Raw genomic sequence first — 19,233 nt, 5'->3', positions numbered from 1 at the left:
GGACTTTCTTCGCAATGCCCACCTCGATATCCCAGCGGCCGTCGAGGCGCTGCGCCAATACTGGATGCCGATCCGCTACGCACGCGCCCGCTGATCACTGCGGACGTGGGAGCTCTTACCGCTTACGAGCAGGCGACGGTGACCGATCTGACCCAGCGCTATGAGGTTCACCCGAACCAGATCTATGCGTGGAAGAAACAACTTCTGGAACAGGCGCCGCGGGCCTTTGACGCAGGTGTCGGGCGGGAGAGCGAGGAAACGCGCGAACGCGAGATCGAGAAGCTGCACGCCAAGATCGGGCAATTGACGGTGGAGCGCGATTTTTAGCGCGGAGGACCGGAAGATGAGCCCTGATGCGGCGGATCGACGAGCTGTTCACCGCCTGGCCGTTCCTGGGCTCGCGGCGAATGACCGCGATGCTGAAGATTGAGGGGCTTCAGGTCAATCGCAAGCGCGTGCAGCGGTTGATGCGCAAGATGGGCATCGCGGCGCTGGGACCGAAGCCGAACACGACGAAGCCGGCGCCGGGCCACAAGATCTATCCCTATCTGCTGCGCAACATGACGATCGAGCGGGCGAACCAGGTGTGGGCGGCGAGCCGTGCGGTTCTGGCGTGGCGGCTGTCGAACACGATGGACGTTTCGTTCTGCGTGGCGGCTTTGGAAGAGGCGCTGGCGAAGTACGGCACGCCGGAGATATTCAACACCGACCAGGGCAGCCAGTTCACCAGTACGGCCTTCACCGGTGCGCTGGCGGGCGCAGGGATCAAGATCTCGATGGATGGCCGCGGCCGCTGGATGGACAACGTCTTCATCGAGCGGCTGTGGAGATCCCTCAAGCATGAGGACCTCTACCTCAAGGGCTACGCCGACGGCGGCGAGGCCAAGGCCGGCATCGCGAACTGGATCGCCTTTTATAACCTCCAACGCCTTCATCAGGCGCTGAGCTATCGCACGCCGATGGCGGTTTGGCGCGAACGGATGCTGGCCGCGAAGGCTGCGGACATGATGAACAACGCTGACGCGTTGACCACATGCCCACAGCAACAACAGCAGACAGCGTTTCTGGCAGCGTGATAGAGAAGGATCGGGAGCGGTCAGTTTCCAACTAACAAACCGGTTCAAGCGGTCCCGCTCCGCGGGTCCATTTCAGTGCCGACGGGTTCCTCTGCTCATCGTCTCTCCTGATTCGCGGGGCAATCGTGCCCACCGTCAGGCAGAAACCCCACTTGTCGCCCTGTCCGGAATTCCGGAGCCAACTCTTTACCGAATATTGCCAATGACGGCCTCCTTGTCCTTTTCCTCTTTCGACAGAACATTAGATGTCAATTCAATGACCTGATTGATCTTATCCAGAAGCCCTTGCAACGAAATAACTGCCATTTGCCCTTCGCTGTTGGCGCTATCAATCGCCGCTTTAAGATTGTTGATCGCGGCGTCGAACTCCGCCTGTATGCCCCACACGTCGTTATTGACCGTCTCGATGGCGATGCCATTCTCCTGCATGAACTCATAAACGCTATGGGTCTTGCCCCGCGAATCGATAAAGTGGCCGTACCCCCAGACAGTCTTCTCGTCATTTGGCCTTTCGGCCCGCATCGTCGCCAATGCGCTAGTCATGTCTTTCAAAAGATCGTTACGCGCCTGCATGCTAGCATAATTACCCCGGAGCTGCGTCTCGTAGATGCCGTGTCGCTCCATCATGAGCAGCATCATGGTCGAATATAGCGACTGCCCATCTGTGATGGCATAGTCCGCACTGTAGGACGGCGCGCTGCCGTTTCCAATCATCATTTTCTACCTTCCTTCCGGTCTAAACATCGTTTGTTCAAACGATGGGTTGCACTCATGCCATGTTGACGAGTTTGCTCCTCGTCTCGCTATCTGCACTACGCATCTCCGCAAGCTTGCTCAGCATGTCCTGAATCTGTGTCTGATAGTAATCGATGAATTGCCTTTCGTCCTCCGCGTGGGCCTTCGCCTTGGTGCTATCCGCGTCATGCTTCGCTTTTTCTTCCTGACATTGAGTGGACGCCATGTTCATGCCGGCCCCGGCGATCTTGGACGTTTCCGTTGTAATGGCAGCGATGCCCCCCCATTTCATGGTCGCCTGTGCGGCTGCGGTTTGCGCGTGAGCGATGCGCGTAACGTCAAAATGGTCCGGCGTGGTCGTAGACCCTGGCATGTGTGGACGCTCCTTGCACGGGAACCGGGAGATCTCCGGGACCTTTACGGAGGGCATGGTCCGCAGCGGGAAGGGGAGGAGCTGTAGCCGCTGATGCACGCCACGGAGAAGTCCGAGCAACGCCATGCCATCAGGAGTGTGGGCGCCAAGGCCAGACGAGGCCTTGGGTGCATGACTTTCGAATCGCAATTGACTCTGGCGAGCACCCTTGAGGTTCATGCCGGCGCCGGCGATACCGCCACACGATGCGACGATTGAGCCAAACAACTGGTAGAGCCCTGAGCTTCGAATCGACTTGGCAGCCGCGTCCTGCGCAGCGATATCGGCACCGACCGCAGCCCACATGTCCTCTCTTGCCGCTTTGCGAAGCTCAGAATTGAGACGAACAATGAGTGCCGCGACTGCCGACATGTTGCTTCCCGTCGCAAAGTCCTTGAGCTTGGGCGCAATACCTGAAAGCGTCTGCTGAGTAACCAGCTCAGGGGACCCCGAGTTTCCAAGCAGAGCAAAATTTGACGCGCCGTTATTACTCTGGGCAAGCGACTGAGTAGTGGTCGCCTCTGGTACGCGGGCGCCGCGGAGGGAGACAGAGGGCGCACTCGGCGAAAGCTGCGCGGCAGTGTCCAATGGATCAACGCCGGCAATTTTTACAGGCTCGACAGCACTTAGCATGAATGCGCTCCTTACGCTCGCAAGAGAAGGCTGTTAGAAGTGATCAGGCGAAGGCACGGATGAGAGACGCATCGCTGGCACTGCGGCTCTCGATAGCCTCGGCAATCCTCTGCGTGGTCGCCTTTTGGTCGAGGACGAGCTGCTTGATGAAGTCCATCTCGTTGTTTTGCAGCTCTTTCATCCAAGTAATCCGCTTCCTTATGTCCAACGCGTCCGCTTGAGTGTCCGCGGCCTCCTTCTGCTGAACCCCATTCGCCATGCCCGCAGCGGCCTCGCCGAACGAAGCAACTGCCTCGCCAACGCAAGCGGCAGTCGAAACCCTCTGGCTGATCTGAGCAATCCTGGTAGCGTTCGAGGTTGTCTCCGCGATCGTGGAAGCGGCTTGATTCATGGCCCTTGCGAGGACGGTTGCCAACGAGCCCGGTTGCTTTGCGAGGGAGGCAAGTCCACGGAGAGTCGACGCGCCGGCCTCACCAAGGCGGCTCCACATCGCGGCCGCGCGGGCTCCATTCGCACCTGCATCCATAAGCCCGGCGCCTGCCGTCAGCACGGTAACGGACAATATGATGCCCATCGTGATGCCGATAGCCACTTTGTTCGCCTGGGCCGCATCCATGTTGCCATCTTTCATGAGACGCTTGGCAATCGCCTGGGTCATCTTGTCGACGACTCCCGTTTCGTTGAGCACCGCAACGCCAACTGTAACTGCTGCGGCAACTGTAGCAAGAGTGCCGCCAGTGACCACGGCAGCCGCGACCGAGAGCCCGACCGCGAGCCACCCGAGGAACTTCATTATGCGTGAGCTCTTTTTCGCTTTCGCCATGGCGTTGGCGGCTTCGATAATCTTGTTGCCGATCGTCTCGTGCTGCTGCCTTAGCAGTTCGCCTTCGTGTCGAACATCCGCCATCCCGCTCGCAATTAGCCGGTCAGTCATTTTGATCCTCACTGCCAGCAGATTGTTAGCAAGTTCGATCGGGTCGAGCCCGCGCGGCACCGCCAGCTTCGGAATCGACCCCGATGCGACGATTTCGCGGGAGAATGCTGGCGGCAAATTGCCGACTGCTGTCGTATGGAGCGCGCCTGAACGAGCAATCAAGGAGCGACCGGGTACAAGCGGTGCCCCTGCTTCGTATTCGTACTGCGCTCCACTGGTCGAACCGGTTACGATCAAGCTATGCACCATTTGAGCTCCTTTCTGGTTTCAGGCGGTCGAGCATCCGTCGCGCGCGCCAGGCGAACATGTCGAACTCGGGATTTCCGGCGCTGAGCGTCAGGACATCACCGAGCGCGACGATGGCTGCTGCCGGCCGCCCCAGTTTGACGAAACATTCTGCAGCACGAAGCGGCATCTGCGGGTCCTCGCTGTTCAGGAGCGCAGCCAACCTGTAAGCCTGCACCGCACCCTCTGCATCCTCAAGCATCTGACTGGCAGCAGCCAGGCTGAGCCAGGATCGCGCGTCGGTGTGTCGATGCAAGCATAGAAAGCGAAAGAAACTCAGCGCGTGCTCATATTTGCCGCAACAGTAATAGCGGTAACCCAGCGCATATAGCGCCTCAAGCTCTTCGTCTGTAATGCCAACGACATCGCCTAACGTCGCGCGCCCCGCCATGAGGTCTGGCGCGAGGCGCGACAAGGCTCCGCCGTCCATCGCATCGGCCGCCTCAGGATCGCTCAACAGGTCTTGCTCGACCCCGCTCGCCATATCACACCCTTCGTCCGAACCATGAAAGATGCAAAGTCGTTTCGGGTGAAGGCAAAATATCGCCTGGGGCGGCCCGCTCGCATAAATAAGTTGCGTCAGAGCCCCCGTCGCAATCGCCGCTACTCGCAGGAGGAGAATCCGGGCCGGCCGCCCCGGTGTCCGATAGTTGAGCCAGCCACTCAAGTTGAGCGCCCGCCCTCCTCAGAAGGCTGTCCATTTGCTCGATCGTTTGTCGGGACTCTTGTATCGTTTCATCTAGATCCACGTCTGCTTCCTCACCAACTCCATGCCGATGCAACCCAGGTCCGACCGCACCATGCCGCTAACAGGTGCAAACCACTCGAGAACGTCGACCGCCAGATCGGCGGCTCGACGCCAGGGCTGGGACAAACAGCGTCTTGCACAAGATGCTCGTTATCCCGACCGAACGACGCCGAGAACAACATCGGCATCCAGGAGTACTGGACGGCCCCTGTCCTCGGTACCCGAGAGTCAGCGGCGTGCAAAATATTGAGTCATTATGGGTGCATCGGCACGAATGATAGGGCCGCTCGTCCCGGCGCAAGCGTGGCTACCGTTCAAGTCGACCTCGGCCAACACGATTATTTTGAGCTTTCCCTGAAAGCTGATGAGGGCGGGAGTTCGCAACACCGACATATCGTGGATGTGAAACGCGTGGCATTCTCCGGACGCCTCTCGTTCCACCCGCCACTACCTGCCCCGGCCTTAAATTGCCCACATCCTAGCTAGGGGGCATCCAATAGCGATCCGAAGGCGCATCTTGCAACTTGGCCAGACCTTCTCGCCAAACGACGAGGTTTCATGAGGCATGATCACGTATGCGGGCAAGCAGCCGCCGGGCATGTCGATCTGCAAAAGGGAGTGAATGTCGCCGAACAATTCACGACAAACTACTCGGTTCTGTCAGGATGGCGTCGCAGGTGGCCCCAAGGGGTCTGATTCATTCGCACCATGGTGACTATTCCGAAGCTCGCAACTGACCTCACGAAATCAGAGCCGACCACCACCAGTCTCGGTCGCAAGATTCCCGAGCGCTCGCAATACCTCTGCGATAGGTTCAATCAAGTGTGACGGGATATATTCATCTACCAGACCGTCTTCCAGGAGCGCACGCGCCAGCGGAACATTTCGCATCACCGGCACGCCGGCGGCGGCGGCGGCCGCGATCATTTGCTGTGCGACGAGATCGGTGCCGATAGCGTCAATCACGGGTAGCGGAATCTCTTGCCCATCGTAGTAAACTGCCACTGCAATATGCGTGGGATTGGAGATCAACAAGGTCGCACTACGCGATAGCGCAATAGGATCCTTGGCCATTAATTGCGAACGAAGTTGCTTGCGGCGACTTTTGATCAAGGGATCGCCTTCGTTTTCCTTGTATTCTCGCTTCACTTCTTCCAGCGACATCATATTCCTCTTCTCGAACTGCCACCGCTGGAACGCGAAGTCCGCAATTGCCACGACAAGATGGATCGACCCCGCACAGACCGCGACATAGAATGAGAGGTTACCCGTCAGCAAAGCCAAGCAGGATACTCCGCAGGTTGGGATCCATACAAGGGAACTTACGCCTGCGCGAACCACAAGTAGAAGAACGAGACCGAGCAACAGCACCTGCACGACTGACCGGATCAGCTCGAGGAGGCTCTTCGACGAGAATATCCTGCTGATGTTCTCACTTGGGTTCAGCTTCATGAGCGATGGCGCGGCTGCTGAGGGCGAGAAAAGCACTCCAGTCTGCAACACGTGGGCGCCCACACCGCCGAGCAGGACGACGCCGAGAAACGGCATTGTCAGACTCTGTATCTCACGGCTATACGATCCGAAGAGTTGCAGCGCGACAACGACAAAGTTCTCATTTTTCAAATACGCGATGGGTAACAGGAGCGCTGCCTCAAGTCGATCCACCAGGCGAGGCAAAGAGGCAACTAGCAAGGCGAAGAAACCAATGGTCAGCACCGCCGAGACAACCTCCCTGCTCTGAGCGACCTGTCCTCTCTTGCGCAGCTCGCGCAGCCTTTGACGGGTCGGCTTTTCGCTCTTACCAGCTGACATGAACAGTCACATGGCGATGCGGCGAACAAATGCGACAGGCGATAGCCCGTGATCGCCGGCATGGGCCAAAACGGTCGCGAGCGACAGGATCAGCAGCAGCAAACCAACCACGCTTTTGACCGGCATAGCGACATAGAAGACCTGCAATTGCGGCGCGAACCGACCAATTAGCGCCAGGCCCAACTCGCTCAAGAACATGGCGACGATGGCTGGACCGGCGAGGAGCAATGTCAACAGCATGACGAGGTCTGCGAGGCTCAGCACCGCCCCGACGAATGCTGGACCAATTGTCGGACGAAAGGTCCACACAGGCCAGATTTCATGCGAGCGATAGAGTGCCTCCAGGAGCTTGGAGAAGCCTCCCGTGACGAACAGCCATGTGAGGTAAAGCTCACCCAGGAATGTCCCAAGCGGCGATGTTTGATTGCCGCTTGCCGGATCGAGCAGACTGGCCATCGTTGCACCCCTTTGGTTGTCAATGAACGTGCCGCACGCCTCCACGCCCCATATGACGGCAGCAACTGGCAAGCCGAGCACAAGACCGAGCAGAAGTTCCTTCAGTCCGAGGCCCAGGATCAGCGTCAGGCTGGCAAAGTCGAGGTCCTCAGGCCTCGTTGTCCAGGCGAGTCCTATTACAGGGAACGACAATGCGATGATCACGCTGTTGCGTGCCATTCCTGTCAGCATGTTGCGCGCGAGGACTGGGACGACCAGCATCATGCCCGTTATGCGTGCAACCGCGAGCACAAGAACGACGAGGGCGGTACGCATCTCAGCCGGATCAAGTGGCATTATGAAAGGACAACCAGGACGGTGAAGAGCGGCCGCAGTCCTTCCTGCAGATGCCGCACGCGATGGACAATCGACGACCCGCTCAAGCTCCGACGCCTACACTGCGCCGATCTTGTCGAAGATTCGCGTCGTATACCGGCCAAGCTCCTCAAACCAGCTCGCGGTGGCGACCAGCACAAGATTTACGCTTATCAGCTTCACAGCGAAGGAAAGTGTCTGCTCTTGAACCTGGGTCATGGCCTGGATCAGACTGATGATCAGTCCCACTATCGTAGCGACGAGGACTGCCGGCAAGGACAGCACAACCGACAGTGTAAGCGCTTCAATGGCGACGTTGACGAGCGTGGCGGAATTCAAGACGCCAGTCCTGCGTAGGACAAGACGAGGCCGTGGATAAGGCGCTGCCACCCGTTCACGGCAACGAACAAGAACAGCTTGAATGGCAGAGATATCGTCATTGGTGAAACCATCATCATGCCCATCGCCAGAAGAATGTTGGAGATAACGAGATCGATAACGATGAAGGGCAGGAACAGCAAGCATCCGACCTTGAATGCCTCTTCCAGTTCGGATGTGACGAAGGCCGGGATCAAGATCAAAAACTCGTTGTCGACCACGACAGCCGAGTCGTCCTTGCTCCACAACTTGTGCGTGGTATTGACGAAGAAATGACGTGTTGTCGTGGACGTGTTTTTCACGAGGAAGTCACGAACTGGCTCGGCACCTAGCGCTATCGTGTCGACTAATTCTCCGAACGTTTGGTACGCGATTGGCCTGTCACGCAGAGCCAGATACGCGCTCTTCGCCACTGGCTGCATGATGTAGGCCGAAAGCAAGATAGCGATCGCGTTCAAGGCCATGTTCGGTGGAATATTCTGAACGCCGAGGGCGTTGCGCAGCAACCCAAAGACAACGACAAGCTTTACGTAGGACGTTACCGTAATCGCAACGAAAGGGAGGACCGCGATGGCCCCCATCAGGACGACAAGCGTCGCCGGATCGGGCAATTTGTTCATCGTTCCGGCCGGGGCAAGCGCAGTTCCAGCAAGCGCACCGCGGTCCGCTCAGCAATGCGCACCAGCTCACCCGTCGCGACTACTTGGCCATTGACGCGCAAAGAAACGTTAGTGGTTGCATCAAAGCCAAGATCGATGACCTGTCCCACAGCGAGTTCACGAAGCTGTCCGAGCGGCATGGTCAAGCGTCCGACATCCACATCGACGGTCAGGTTAATGCTATCGAGGCTTTCAGGCGGGAGGAACTCCGGCTTATCCATCAAACGATCCACTACTGATTGAACAGAGAGGCGACAATCCCGGATCGAGGCACGAAACCAGGGGCTGTCAGAGAGGTGCGCGACAACAGTCATCGCGCCATCATTGCCCACCGATTGGTTTTCGAGCAGGATTACGTCACCGTGCGCAAGTCGCTGTATTTCCGCCAAGGCAAGGCTGATGGGAGCAATGCGCACATCCAGAAGAAGCGGAAGCTCATTGAGCGCTGCGGCTACGACCGGCAGGTCGAAGCAACAGTCGGCGACCCACTGCAGCCCCGCACCATCGACTTCTACCAAACCGACCAGGTCGTTCGGACGCTCCAGCCGAACGACCTTGAACGCGTAAGGACGCGGGGCCGCGACGTCGGAGCAGGACCAGGTCGGCCGCTGACCGCACCATCGCTCCACCTCGATCGCCAGATCCTGGAGAACGATATCAAACAATATCTCACCCAGGCCGTGGCCCGGAGGTAATGTGGTGATCTCCGGCCACCGTTCTATGGCCAGCTGCGGAAGGAGCACTGCCCCCAATGCGAGGCGGATTTTGTGGCCGTGCACACTCATTACCACGATGTAACTTGGCGCCGGAATGTGTCGATGGGCTGAATCGGACATGACCGCCTGCACCTCGATGCCGGCGAGACTGAAAGCAAGCGGAAGACGGCTCGCAATTCGCGATATTGCGGCAGCATCACGTCCGTCATAGGGGGGAAGATCGATCATGCGCTCTTCTCGGCCCTGAAGCGGAATGTCGCCTCCGAACCGGAAGAGTGCCGATGACAGCCCCCTTCCTGCCAAAGTGAGCCTCGGCCAACTACTGCAATCAGGACGCGCATGCCGAGCCGATCAGATAAGTCGCGCGCAAACGCATGTCCTCGCAATTGCAAGATGGACCTAATCCGGTCGGAGACGATGTGGAGAGATAGCGTATCGTCGCGGCAGCTGACGGACACACATGCGCTTCCAAACACAACACGATTCAACGTGATGTACGCCGTAGCGGCCCCCGTGCGGTCCGGACATATCAAAACGCGCTCAACGATCGCCTCCGCCAGCTCAGCGAGCTCCGCGGAACGTGAAAGCCTTCCCTCCACTCCCGGACCCTGTACATAATCCAGCATGACGGGTTCGAGCGAAGCGGCGGGCACGCAGGAGGCCGAAACGCTTCCAGTCGCCACCGGATCATGCTGATCGTTGCCGAGCTTTCTGCAGCCGGAACCATCCGCGCGCGACTCACAGTCATCCAGAGCGGCCTCTTCGAGCCGTCGCCGAAAGCGCTCGTAATCCGCAACACGCACGGGCTTCCGGGCCGCATGCGGGGGCGAGCGGTCACGTGGCGGGATTGCCGACATCGAAGCGATGTCACGGTCCTTCATCAAGGCAGCCCCATCGCAGCTTCTCCAGACAGAAAATGCGCCGCAGCAACAGGCACGCTAAAATGCCCCTTAGACACCTCATTTCGCGCATTGCAGCGCCGCGGCCCATCAACACCAATCAAGACCTTGCCCCCCGGAAAGAAAAGGAGGGTACGCGCCGCTCAGCGCAAAGGCACCTTCCGCCCCTTTGATCTGCTTAGCGCCGACCAGAAGCAAATACATTTTCGATATCGGTCCAGCTGATCGCGCTATGCCCCGCATTGAAACGAGCGGGGCTTTCGGGACAAGGGTCACAGGGACCATATTTGCCCGCCGACGAGATCGATGGATCGCTCGACAATGCCAGACCGATTGATCAGGCCGAGCCGACTGTCCTCACACAGATGACATTTCTAATGAGCAGAACCTGCGACTTGTCTATCGGGCGCCGACACATGTTGATTAGCCTAATCAATTATTTAGCAAGTGTTTGCGCTGAGGCACGAGGGATCTCGTCTGCGCGCCGCGGCCTGACAGTCTCTTGCTGCGGAGACCAACCATCATGCTCTCCGCCGATTACGTTATTGAGGTAATGGGCACGCGCAGGGAGCTATGACGGATTTTGGGTGACGCGGTCCGATCAGGCGGCGCGGACTTCAGCGGTCGGAATGACTTCGATTCCGTCCGCAAACTTTACCCCGGATATCAGCTTCGGCAACTGATTTGTGCCCTTCAACCGTCGCCAGGTTTTCGATGCGGCGCCGACGAGCTTGAAGACCATCAACTTTCAAACATTGGTAGTCTCGTTCACGGCGTATCGCTCCTTTGGAGGTTGCTGGAAGGCTTCATCACCCGCCTCGATACGCCGCCTTTCTCAGGTCGTCATCACCCAGTTTCCGTCATAGCTCCCTCACTAGAAGAGTTCGCCTGCGACGGTTGGATGAATGCCGCGTCCACCGCGCTGGAGCAGTGCGACGCCAAGCTCAGCTTCAAGGGCAGTCATTTGCTGACTGAGGGCGGGCTGCGCCACGTGCAGCATGCCTGCCGCCCTCGTAAAGCTACCGCCATCCACGATGCCCAAGAAATAGCGGAGATGACGAAGTTGCAGGAAGTTAGGTGACATCAGTCGCGTTCGATTTCGCTCGATCGATTCAGGTCTGATCAAGATATCCGGACTTGCCCATCAGCCCGGATATCGTGACGGGACCGAACGACCGATAAAGATCAGGCAATATTTCGGATGATACCATTGAGTGCGTCGTGAATCGCCTTGATGATGGTGGAGTTCAAGTTCAACAGCGTCGTGTGCCTGCTCATTGAGTCCTGAAGCCGAAGCTGATCCATAACGTTGTCTGGGTTCATGGTTGCCGTAGTTGCTCTCACATTGCGATCCGATTGGGCAACGGATTGCCCAATAGAGTTGGTTATGCTGCCGAAATCCATTTCGCCTCTCATTACTCAGCGGACTATTCGCGGTGATGCCGCATCCATGTAGCATCAACGACTTCTGTCGCGCAATCTATTGCCTCGAGCAGCGCCTGCAGTGCTTCGAATTGCCGCGTTGTGACGCCTCTATCAATGTCACGTTTCAGAGCCTGCCTCCAGTTCTGGAGGTCTCCATTGATGATAGCTCTGCCGGAGCCATCAACGTCATTTAGCAGCTGCTTCTCCAGCTCAAGCACGACGGAATTTTCCTTCACCGTTGATCATCCTCGGTTAACCATTCTGGGTTGCCTCGATAGAGCATGCGAAGGTTCGATTCTCCGACGCGCACGATAAGTCCGTCGTGGTCGATGGCTGCAATCTTGCCGATGTGATCGATGCTGTCGCCCAGCTTCAACTGGGCCCCGTTCTCAATCACGACGAAAGGTGTGCGGCCCAGATGCACCCCTCGCACCGCGGGCAATACCATTAGCTCGCACCGCGACTCGAGCCGGATATAGGGCTTGAATCTTTCCTCGAACCGAGCGGCAACGTCCTTCCACTCATCGTATGTTGTCGAGGCCAGCGCTCCAGACACGGATACGACATCGGGCCTTGCGGTGATGCGGATGGACCGGCGGAGTTCAGCGGAAGCCGCCGCCAGCAGAAAGGTGCGTGCGCGATCCGGCGTTGCCACTTCATCATTGGTCTTGTACACGCCCGGGACGTCCTGCTGGAGACGACGAAGGGCCGCTTCTACTTTGGCATCGCTCCGACCGTACCCTATCACTGTGAGTTCGCCTGCACCTTCTACGCGAACGCGACCGTCGATATCAAAAGCGTGTAAGATCGTAGCTGCGAGGTCGACGAGCCTTGCGTCAGATAATTTGGCTGTAGCCGGTCGCCTTGCTGTGAGGTCAGCCGTAAGCCTGGGGTCTTGCCAGCCAGACTGGCTCTTGTTGGTATTCTCTCCAGGCTGCAGGTCGATCGCCAGCCTACCGGCAGTCGACGGGATGTTGACGTCGGGTGCAAAGTCCAATCCATGAGGATCGGCCGTCTGCGGTTCGATCGGCTGAGTGCCCGGAGCGGTAGAAAAAGCCCGGGAGTGAAGCCGCTCGATACCAGCCCAGGCGCCACATATTATCATCAGGAGGCCACAAACCACTGCTCCCAGCCGCAATCGCCACGGCATCCAGCCCACCGTGAGACGTGTTCGCCGGCTGCCCAAAGCCAATGACTCTGTCGCATCTGAAGGGGGCCTGCTTGCATCCAACCCCTGGCGCTCGAGTACGGTATCCTCCTCGGGAAAGCCGAGCCCGGCGGGGCCCAGGCTGAAGATTGTGCGGCCAACACGGACCGGGGTGAACGGATCAAGGATAGTCGGATTGTTTGTAGTGCACACCCTACCGTTGATAAGCACGCCCGGTGCGAACGCAGTGATCTGGATTCTATCCGACTCGATAGCAATACGAATATGCGAACCGACGAGTTCCGGATCGCCGAAGGTGAGGTCATCCGTATTGTGGCTACCGATGAGCCACGTTCCCTCGCCCAGCCATGTCTCCGCGCCCAGGTTTGGCCCGGACAGCACGCGCAAAATGAGCTTGGCCTGTTCACCGGTCAGAACATTCTTTTCCATTGGCATGTTTGTCACTGCAGCGCAATTCGCGCCAAGGGCTGGACGGAGATGTCAGGAGTAAGCTCCTGATAGGAGAGCACCGGGAGCTCGTACAAATCGTCCTCGACAAGCTTGCGGACGTATCGACGGATATCGACCGAGGTGAGTAGCACGGGCTTGTACGGCATTGATTCAAGGATGCCGCCGGCATCTTTTATCCTGCCAACGATCTGTTGCGTGGTCGGCGGATCGAGAGCGAGATAGCTTCCGGCAGACGTCTGCCGAATTGACTTGCGCACTGTGTCTTCCACATCCGCCGTCAAAATGTAGGCCGGCAACAGATTCGTACCGGCACAATGCTGAAAGCAGATCTGCCTCTTGAGCGCGCCACGCACATGCTCGGTTAGCAGGACTGTATCCTTCTCGTTTTGTCCCCATTGGACCAATGTGTTGAGGATAGCGCGCATGTTTCGCAGCGAAACCTGCTCTGAAACGAGCCGTTTGAGCACCTCCGCGATCTTTTGCAGAGGGACCAGGCGCAACGCCTCCTTCACGAGTTCCGGAAAGGATACCTCCGCCTGTTTTAAAAGCGCTTTCGTTTCCTGGATACCGATGAACTCATCGGCGTGCCGACGCACGATTTGACCAACATGGTAGGAAAGAATCTGGGCTGCTTCCAGATACGGGATGCCCGCAGCTCGCAGCGACTCGAGATGTGCGACATCAACCCAGACGGTCTCGATTTGAGGCAAGAAGGAGGAGTCTTTCATGACACATGGAATGTCCACCATTTCGAGGCCCTCGGGAGTATCACGCGCCAGGATGTGTTGAGGCAGCAAGCGTCCCGAACCGTATGGAACTTCATCTAACCTGATAATATACTCGCCATTGTTACAATCATCGTTTATTCGGACATTGATCACTGGAACCGGAACGCCAAGATCGACCATCAGCGCCTGCCGCGTGGCCACCAACGCTTTATCAAGCACGTCCGGCTGGATCATCGTCTGGATATCGCGGTCAATGTCGATCATCAGCGGTACAGTAAGCATAATGCCACTGCTGCCTGCCTTGTTTGCCTCAGAGGCCTCAGCCGGACTCGTCGACAGCGCTCCCCCACTGAGTGGCTGGCCATGCGAGTCAGTGCGCAATAGTTGGCCACGACGCTGCAGCAGCCAGCCGGCCCCACCCACCGCTGCTGCCAAAACGATAAAAATCACTGTCGGAAAGCCGGGCACAAGGGAGAACAGGACGAGCATGAATGCTCCAACCATGAGTGCACGTGGTTGCGCACTCAGTTCATTGCCGATTGCATTGCCGAGGTCTGCGCTGTTGTCTTCGGCACTCACTCTCGTGACGATGAATCCTGCCGTGATCGAGGTGAACAGCGCCGGAATCTGACCGACGAGACCATCGCCAATCGTCAGGGTCGTATAGACTTCAAGCGCCTCCGAGAATCCCATTCCCCTTTGGAGTGAACCAATCGTGATCCCGCCAATGATGTTCACGATAATGCTGATCAGGCCTGCGATCGCGTCCCCTTTGAGGAACTTCATGGCGCCGTCCATAGCACCGTACAACTGACTTTCGCGCTCGATGGCAACACGGCGCCTGCGAGCCTCTCGCATGTCGATGCTGCCTGCCCGCAAGTCGCCATCGACGCTCATCTGCTTTCCCGGCATGGAATCCAGAGAAAAGCGTGCAGCGACCTCGGCAACGCGCTCCGATCCTTTGGTGATGACGACAAATTGTACAATTGTCATGATCAAGAAGGTGACCGCGCCTACCACTAGATTACCAGCTACGACAAAGTTACCGAAGGTCTTGATGATCTGGCCAGCATCCGCATGAAGCAGGATGGTACGAGTTGCCGCAATACCGAGCGCCAGCCGAAACAGCGTTGCCAGCAAAAGCACCGATGGAAATGAGACGAATGCGAGTGGAGATTTGATGTAGACCGCCACCATCAGCAGGAGCGCTGCAATTCCCAGATTGACCGCTTGCAGCACATCCATAAGCACTGACGGAAGCGGAATAATCATCATGAACACGATCGTGATCAGCAACGTCACCAGAACAATGTCGTTGCGGCCGGTCGCGATGGTCAGGAGTTTGTCGAGTGACTTCATGTGATCAACCTAGCGCGACTTGGCCCGTAAAATGCCAGCCCATAGCCAGAGGCGCGACACGCCGCTGACGATGGCTCGCTCCGGCCCTGAGACAGACTGCCGGCCCGCCTTCATTAAACTCTCCAGAGTAGCAAATATGAACCGTCCCCGCCGATTAGGCGTCCAAAGCCAACTCGCCCGGGCCGCAACAATGACTCTCATGTTTTCTCGATAGTTGCGGAGGCCCGCAGTGTTTCGCCTAGCCGATAGGCACATTCGATTGTCTTACACCCGAGAGTTCGTCATGCAACATTCGCGGCGATCCGTGCACAGCTGATAGCCTCGATGAATTCGGATTTGAGGCCAGCGGACGATAGGTCGCGCGCATCGCCATCAGAGCAACCGCACGATCTGCATCGACGTAGACCGCAGGATCCGATGAACCATGGATGAGATCGACCACTGGCCCGCCATATTCAAAGTCGCATCGACGCTCTCCTGATCTCCTCCCTTAGCCTTCGCATCCCTGAAATTCTTCGAGCTCCAAGGCCGCCCCGGCTCGCGACGTGCTCACAGCAGCCCTGTTTTCGCAAACCTCCTTGGAGCTCCTCATCGAGACATCGCGCAGGGCGCGCGCCAGATGTTCGCACTTATCTAATTGCTTGCCTGCTTGACGTACGATGTTGCACGCCTCGTCGCGTGCCTGCCGGGCCTGATCGGCTTCCGCGACTGCCTTCTCAATGTCCTTTTCGAGCAGCTGATCGTGATCGTGCAGAGAGGTCATCTTTGCCTTCAGACCGACAAGAGCGCCGAGAGCGACGGCTTCTCCGATCACGGAATCGTACAGGGCAGCTTCAAGCCGAAGACGCTTTTGCCGCCAGGTGCGGTGATTTTTGGCGGCGGTCTCCACAGCAGCGGCAGCGCTCTCAAGGGCCAGTTGCCGAGCCCGGAGAATATCTTGCTGACGACGATGTCGCAATTTCCGCACCTCCAGCAGACGCGGCACGTTGTCCGCGATCATCCCACGCATGCTTCAAGCTCCTGGAGCGTGGCTTCGAAGTCCATCTGCTCACTTGTCGATTGGCGCAGGAAGTTCTGTATTTCGTCCCTTCTGGCGATCGCCTCATCCGCGAGTGCGTCGGTTCCGTTCTTGTATTCACCCACGCGAATCAAGAGTTCGACCTCCTGGTATTTCGCCAGCAGTTCTCGCAGTCTCCGCGCCATGCTTTCATGCTGCGGAGCCACGATCATGCTCATGACGCGGCTGACGCTCGCAAGAATGTCGATGGCAGGATAGTGGTTCGACATAGCCAGGGCACGCGAGAGCACAATGTGGCCATCAAGGATCGAGCGCGTTTCGTCGGCGACGGGTTCAGTCATGTCATCTCCCTCGACAAGCACGGTGTAGAAGGCCGTGATCGACCCACGCGCATTGTTGCCCGCACGTTCCAAAAGTTGCGGCAGGGTCGCGAACACTGATGGCGGGAAACCATGCCGGGTAGGCGGCTCACCCGCTGCAAGGCCGACTTCCCTGTGCGCCCGCGCAAAACGCGTTAGCGAATCCATGAGAAGCAGCACGCGTTTTCCTTGATCGCGAAACCATTCGGCTATCGCCGTGGCCACATAGGCCGCCTTGGCGCGCTCCATAGCGGGTCGGTCGGACGTCGCAACCACAAAGACCGCTTTGGTTCGTGATCCCGAGCCGAGGTGCGTGATGAATTCTTGCACCTCCCGTCCGCGCTCGCCGATAAGTGCTATCACCGCGACGTCAACCTGAGCGCCCCGTATGAGCATCGACAGCAGTGTACTTTTGCCCGCGCCTGCAGCGGCAAAGATACCGACGCGCTGCCCCTCCCCGCACGTGAGTAGCGCATCGATTGCCCGTACACCGACCGGAAGAATCTGATCTATGCTACGCCGGGTTAGCGGATCCGGTGCGCTGCCATGAACCGGCACGTGGGCCTCTGCGATCATGGGCCCATGAGTGGTTGCGTCAAGCGGGCGGCCAAGCCCATCAAGTACCCGACCGAGCAGGCTCCAGCCGGCCGGCACCAGCAGGGCCTTTCTCGTCGGAATCACCTCCGTGAGGGTAGAAAGTCCCCGCATTTCCCCGAGTGGCGTCAGAACGGCAATATCGCGCTGGACTCCTACGACCTCCGCGATCAGTTCACGGTTACTTTTGGGATCGCGGAGTTCGCACAAATCCCCGATACGCACGCCAGGAGCCGTCGCACGGATGATTGTTCCAACGACTTGAAGGACACGACCACGGAAATTCATCGTCGGCGTTTGCTCAACCGCCCTGCTCGCGAGCCGGAAGAACCGATCAATGCTTTCATGCGAACAACCAACGGGAGCTACCGCCGTTGACGGCTCGGCTGGCTCCGACATCATTTTGAGGCCTCCAGGCTTTTGCGAACGCCGCTTTCGAGCAACGTTAGCTGGCTTTCGATCGTCGCGTCGATCAGCCCGGCATCGGTCTCGAGAATACACCCGGCATCATTGATCCGCGGGTCAGAAATAACTTCGACGACTGCGCGCGAGGTGACCGCCGGGGCTATCTCGTCTACCCGTCCGCGAACCGTCTCGACAAGCGACGGTGCCACTCGCAGCCGAACGACAGGGCTGTGGCCCACGACGCTCAAGCCTCGCAGCGCGATCTGCAGTGCGGCCTCGTCTGGCGCTGTCGTGTCGATGATCCGGCGCGCGATCTGCAGGCCGAGGTCCACGATCCTTTCCTTGTTTTGCTCCATGATCCGGAGCGACTCTACGGCGATCGCGGCCAAGCGCTGTTGAATTGTCACTTGCGCTTCCTTTAGCCCGGCTTCTCTGGCGGCCGCTTCAATCCTGCTTGCGGACGCCCGCGCTTCATCAACAAGCGCCTCTGCATCGCGCCGCGCCTGGGTCAGGAGTTGCTCGGCCTGGAGCAGCGCCTGCGTACTTACCGCCGGCAAGACTTGCCCTGGCCCGAGAACACTGATCGTCTCCGACGTCAATCGAACCAGTGCGACCATAGGGCCATCCTTTTGCGGACCAACCGCCGCATCGCATGAAAGGCGTCCTCTCCAGCACTGTCGTTGCGACAGGCGTTTGCCGCCACCATCCAGATCGATGCAGGGCTGCGCAATCTCAGTCGTACCTGCAGTGCGTCCGGGATGCAGCCCATCGCGAGGCCGAACATTGCCGCTCCGCAGTGGAGCAATTCAGCAGGCCCGGTCGGCAGCTTGGAAGCACCGATAGCCGACATCAGTCCGGCGGTCGGTCGTGGTAGCAGCGCGGCATGGAAAGCGAACGCGAAGGCCTCTTCTCCGAGGACGGAACGTGCTGCAACGATATCGGCGCTGCGAAGCTGACCGATAAGACTGGGCGCCCCGGTCCACGCTGCGGCAAGGCACATGAGGCGCACGGCGTCCGATGCCGGCAAAAATCCGAGCCGGGTCCGCGGCGCATGGCCAGCGGAGATGATGGCGGATGCCCCCCTAGTTTGATCGCGAAGCAGCCGACTTCCAAGTCTCATTCGGATGAACGAATCTGCCCGTGCAGGCTCCCGCGGCAGCCATTCGGGCCAATCCTTCGCTATAGCATCATCGAAGTCGGCGGCGGGATCGGCGATGCAGCGCATCATCGCTCCCGCCCACGGCCTGTGAAGCCAGTCACCCAAAATTGCTGCGGATCCTGTCGCGATCATCGGGGGATTGCTCGCTTGCATTGATCTATGGCGCCGCAGGATTTGTTGTGTGGCTAACCGGCTTCCGCCACACGAGAAAGGCAAGAACTGCATTGCCGATTAGCGATATAACCAGCCCAGCCACGAGTTCGACCAGGAGATAGAGCGGAGCGCTGGCCTCGGCGGCGACGGGAGGCGCATCGAGCGGCGGCAAGCCGCTATCGCTTTGAGCTGGAGCTATGGCCGAAATTGGGTGATGGGGCTGATCAGGCGGCGCGGTTAGCTGGCGTCGTCGATTCTGCGACGCCGTCGGTAAATTTGACGCCGGCAATGACCCTTGGCAACTGATTTTCGCCCTTC

The 19,233-nt window shown here is 58.4% G+C and carries 18 protein-coding genes and 2 pseudogenes; 1 reads left to right on the top strand and 19 read right to left on the bottom strand.

Features of this window, described 5'->3' with window-relative positions; translation table 11 throughout:
• Positions 1–57: 57 nt before the first annotated feature.
• A pseudogene (locus tag ACZYOF_RS34295) lies at positions 58–959 on the top strand (IS3 family transposase); the annotation flags it as partial.
• A 303-nt stretch (positions 960–1,262) separates the two neighbouring features.
• On the opposite strand, the gene ACZYOF_RS34290 reads toward ACZYOF_RS34295, so the two are convergent.
• The 19 genes and pseudogenes from ACZYOF_RS34290 to ACZYOF_RS34200 form a co-directional block, all read right to left on the bottom strand.
• Positions 1,263–1,793 carry a hypothetical protein gene (locus ACZYOF_RS34290; RefSeq protein WP_463718534.1) on the bottom strand — a complete coding sequence of 177 codons (531 nt, stop codon included), beginning with the start codon at positions 1,791–1,793 and terminating at the stop codon, positions 1,263–1,265.
• 52 nt (positions 1,794–1,845) lie between these two features.
• Positions 1,846–2,856: a hypothetical protein gene (locus ACZYOF_RS34285; protein ID WP_463718533.1), complete on the bottom strand. Its 1,011-nt coding sequence runs from the start codon at positions 2,854–2,856 to the stop codon at positions 1,846–1,848.
• Between the two features lie 43 nt (positions 2,857–2,899).
• Entirely contained in the window at positions 2,900–4,039 is a 1,140-nt protein-coding gene (gene sctE / locus ACZYOF_RS34280) for a type III secretion system translocon subunit SseC family protein (RefSeq protein WP_463718532.1), read from the bottom strand.
• Positions 4,029–4,559: a SycD/LcrH family type III secretion system chaperone gene (locus ACZYOF_RS34275; RefSeq protein ID WP_455998784.1), complete on the bottom strand. Its 531-nt coding sequence runs from the start codon at positions 4,557–4,559 to the stop codon at positions 4,029–4,031. Before ACZYOF_RS34275 ends, sctE begins: the two co-directional genes overlap by 11 nt.
• A 1,011-nt stretch (positions 4,560–5,570) precedes the next feature.
• A complete protein-coding gene (locus ACZYOF_RS34270; RefSeq protein WP_463718531.1) occupies positions 5,571–6,635 on the bottom strand; it encodes an EscU/YscU/HrcU family type III secretion system export apparatus switch protein in 1,065 nt (354 codons plus the stop codon).
• Between the two features lie 6 nt (positions 6,636–6,641).
• Entirely contained in the window at positions 6,642–7,406 is a 765-nt protein-coding gene (gene sctT / locus ACZYOF_RS34265; RefSeq protein WP_455998788.1) for a type III secretion system export apparatus subunit SctT, read from the bottom strand.
• 117 nt (positions 7,407–7,523) lie between these two features.
• Positions 7,524–7,754, bottom strand: a complete 231-nt coding sequence (gene sctS, locus ACZYOF_RS34260) for a type III secretion system export apparatus subunit SctS (RefSeq protein WP_394569604.1) — start codon at positions 7,752–7,754, stop codon at positions 7,524–7,526.
• A 26-nt stretch (positions 7,755–7,780) separates the two neighbouring features.
• The gene (gene sctR, locus ACZYOF_RS34255) at positions 7,781–8,443 is read right to left on the bottom strand and encodes a type III secretion system export apparatus subunit SctR (protein WP_394569597.1); all 663 of its coding nucleotides are present in this window, start codon (positions 8,441–8,443) and stop codon (positions 7,781–7,783) included.
• On the bottom strand, positions 8,440–9,426 hold the full coding sequence (gene sctQ / locus ACZYOF_RS34250) for a type III secretion system cytoplasmic ring protein SctQ (RefSeq protein WP_463718530.1): 987 nt from the start codon (positions 9,424–9,426) through the stop codon (positions 8,440–8,442). Before sctQ ends, sctR begins: the two co-directional genes overlap by 4 nt.
• A 1,272-nt stretch (positions 9,427–10,698) precedes the next feature.
• Positions 10,699–10,845: pseudogene (locus tag ACZYOF_RS34245) on the bottom strand (IS256 family transposase); the annotation flags it as partial.
• Positions 10,846–10,971: 126 nt separating this feature from the next.
• Complete coding sequence (locus ACZYOF_RS34240) at positions 10,972–11,181, bottom strand: LysR family transcriptional regulator (protein ID WP_394569209.1); 210 nt, start codon at positions 11,179–11,181, stop codon at positions 10,972–10,974.
• A gap of 101 nt (positions 11,182–11,282) precedes the next feature.
• On the bottom strand, positions 11,283–11,501 hold the full coding sequence (locus ACZYOF_RS34235) for an EscF/YscF/HrpA family type III secretion system needle major subunit (RefSeq protein ID WP_463718529.1): 219 nt from the start codon (positions 11,499–11,501) through the stop codon (positions 11,283–11,285).
• A gap of 23 nt (positions 11,502–11,524) precedes the next feature.
• Entirely contained in the window at positions 11,525–11,758 is a 234-nt protein-coding gene (locus ACZYOF_RS34230; protein WP_394569197.1) for an EscE/YscE/SsaE family type III secretion system needle protein co-chaperone, read from the bottom strand.
• On the bottom strand, positions 11,755–13,119 hold the full coding sequence (locus ACZYOF_RS34225) for an FHA domain-containing protein (RefSeq protein ID WP_394569198.1): 1,365 nt from the start codon (positions 13,117–13,119) through the stop codon (positions 11,755–11,757). Before ACZYOF_RS34225 ends, ACZYOF_RS34230 begins: the two co-directional genes overlap by 4 nt.
• Positions 13,120–13,130: 11 nt before the next feature.
• The gene (gene sctV, locus ACZYOF_RS34220) at positions 13,131–15,227 is read right to left on the bottom strand and encodes a type III secretion system export apparatus subunit SctV (RefSeq protein WP_463718528.1); all 2,097 of its coding nucleotides are present in this window, start codon (positions 15,225–15,227) and stop codon (positions 13,131–13,133) included.
• Between the two features lie 490 nt (positions 15,228–15,717).
• Positions 15,718–16,236 carry a type III secretion system stalk subunit SctO gene (gene sctO / locus ACZYOF_RS34215; RefSeq protein ID WP_463718527.1) on the bottom strand — a complete coding sequence of 173 codons (519 nt, stop codon included), beginning with the start codon at positions 16,234–16,236 and terminating at the stop codon, positions 15,718–15,720.
• The gene (sctN, locus tag ACZYOF_RS34210; protein ID WP_463718526.1) at positions 16,224–17,600 is read right to left on the bottom strand and encodes a type III secretion system ATPase SctN; all 1,377 of its coding nucleotides are present in this window, start codon (positions 17,598–17,600) and stop codon (positions 16,224–16,226) included. The genes sctO and sctN overlap by 13 nt, the downstream gene beginning before the upstream one ends.
• Entirely contained in the window at positions 17,597–18,220 is a 624-nt protein-coding gene (locus tag ACZYOF_RS34205; protein ID WP_394569202.1) for a FliH/SctL family protein, read from the bottom strand. The genes sctN and ACZYOF_RS34205 overlap by 4 nt, the downstream gene beginning before the upstream one ends.
• The gene (locus tag ACZYOF_RS34200; protein ID WP_463718525.1) at positions 18,199–18,987 is read right to left on the bottom strand and encodes a hypothetical protein; all 789 of its coding nucleotides are present in this window, start codon (positions 18,985–18,987) and stop codon (positions 18,199–18,201) included. The genes ACZYOF_RS34205 and ACZYOF_RS34200 overlap by 22 nt, the downstream gene beginning before the upstream one ends.
• Positions 18,988–19,233 lie beyond the last annotated feature (246 nt).

Source organism: Bradyrhizobium sp. LeoA1Lang, from assembly GCF_055413685.1.
This window is presented reverse-complemented; position numbering and strand designations above follow the sequence as displayed.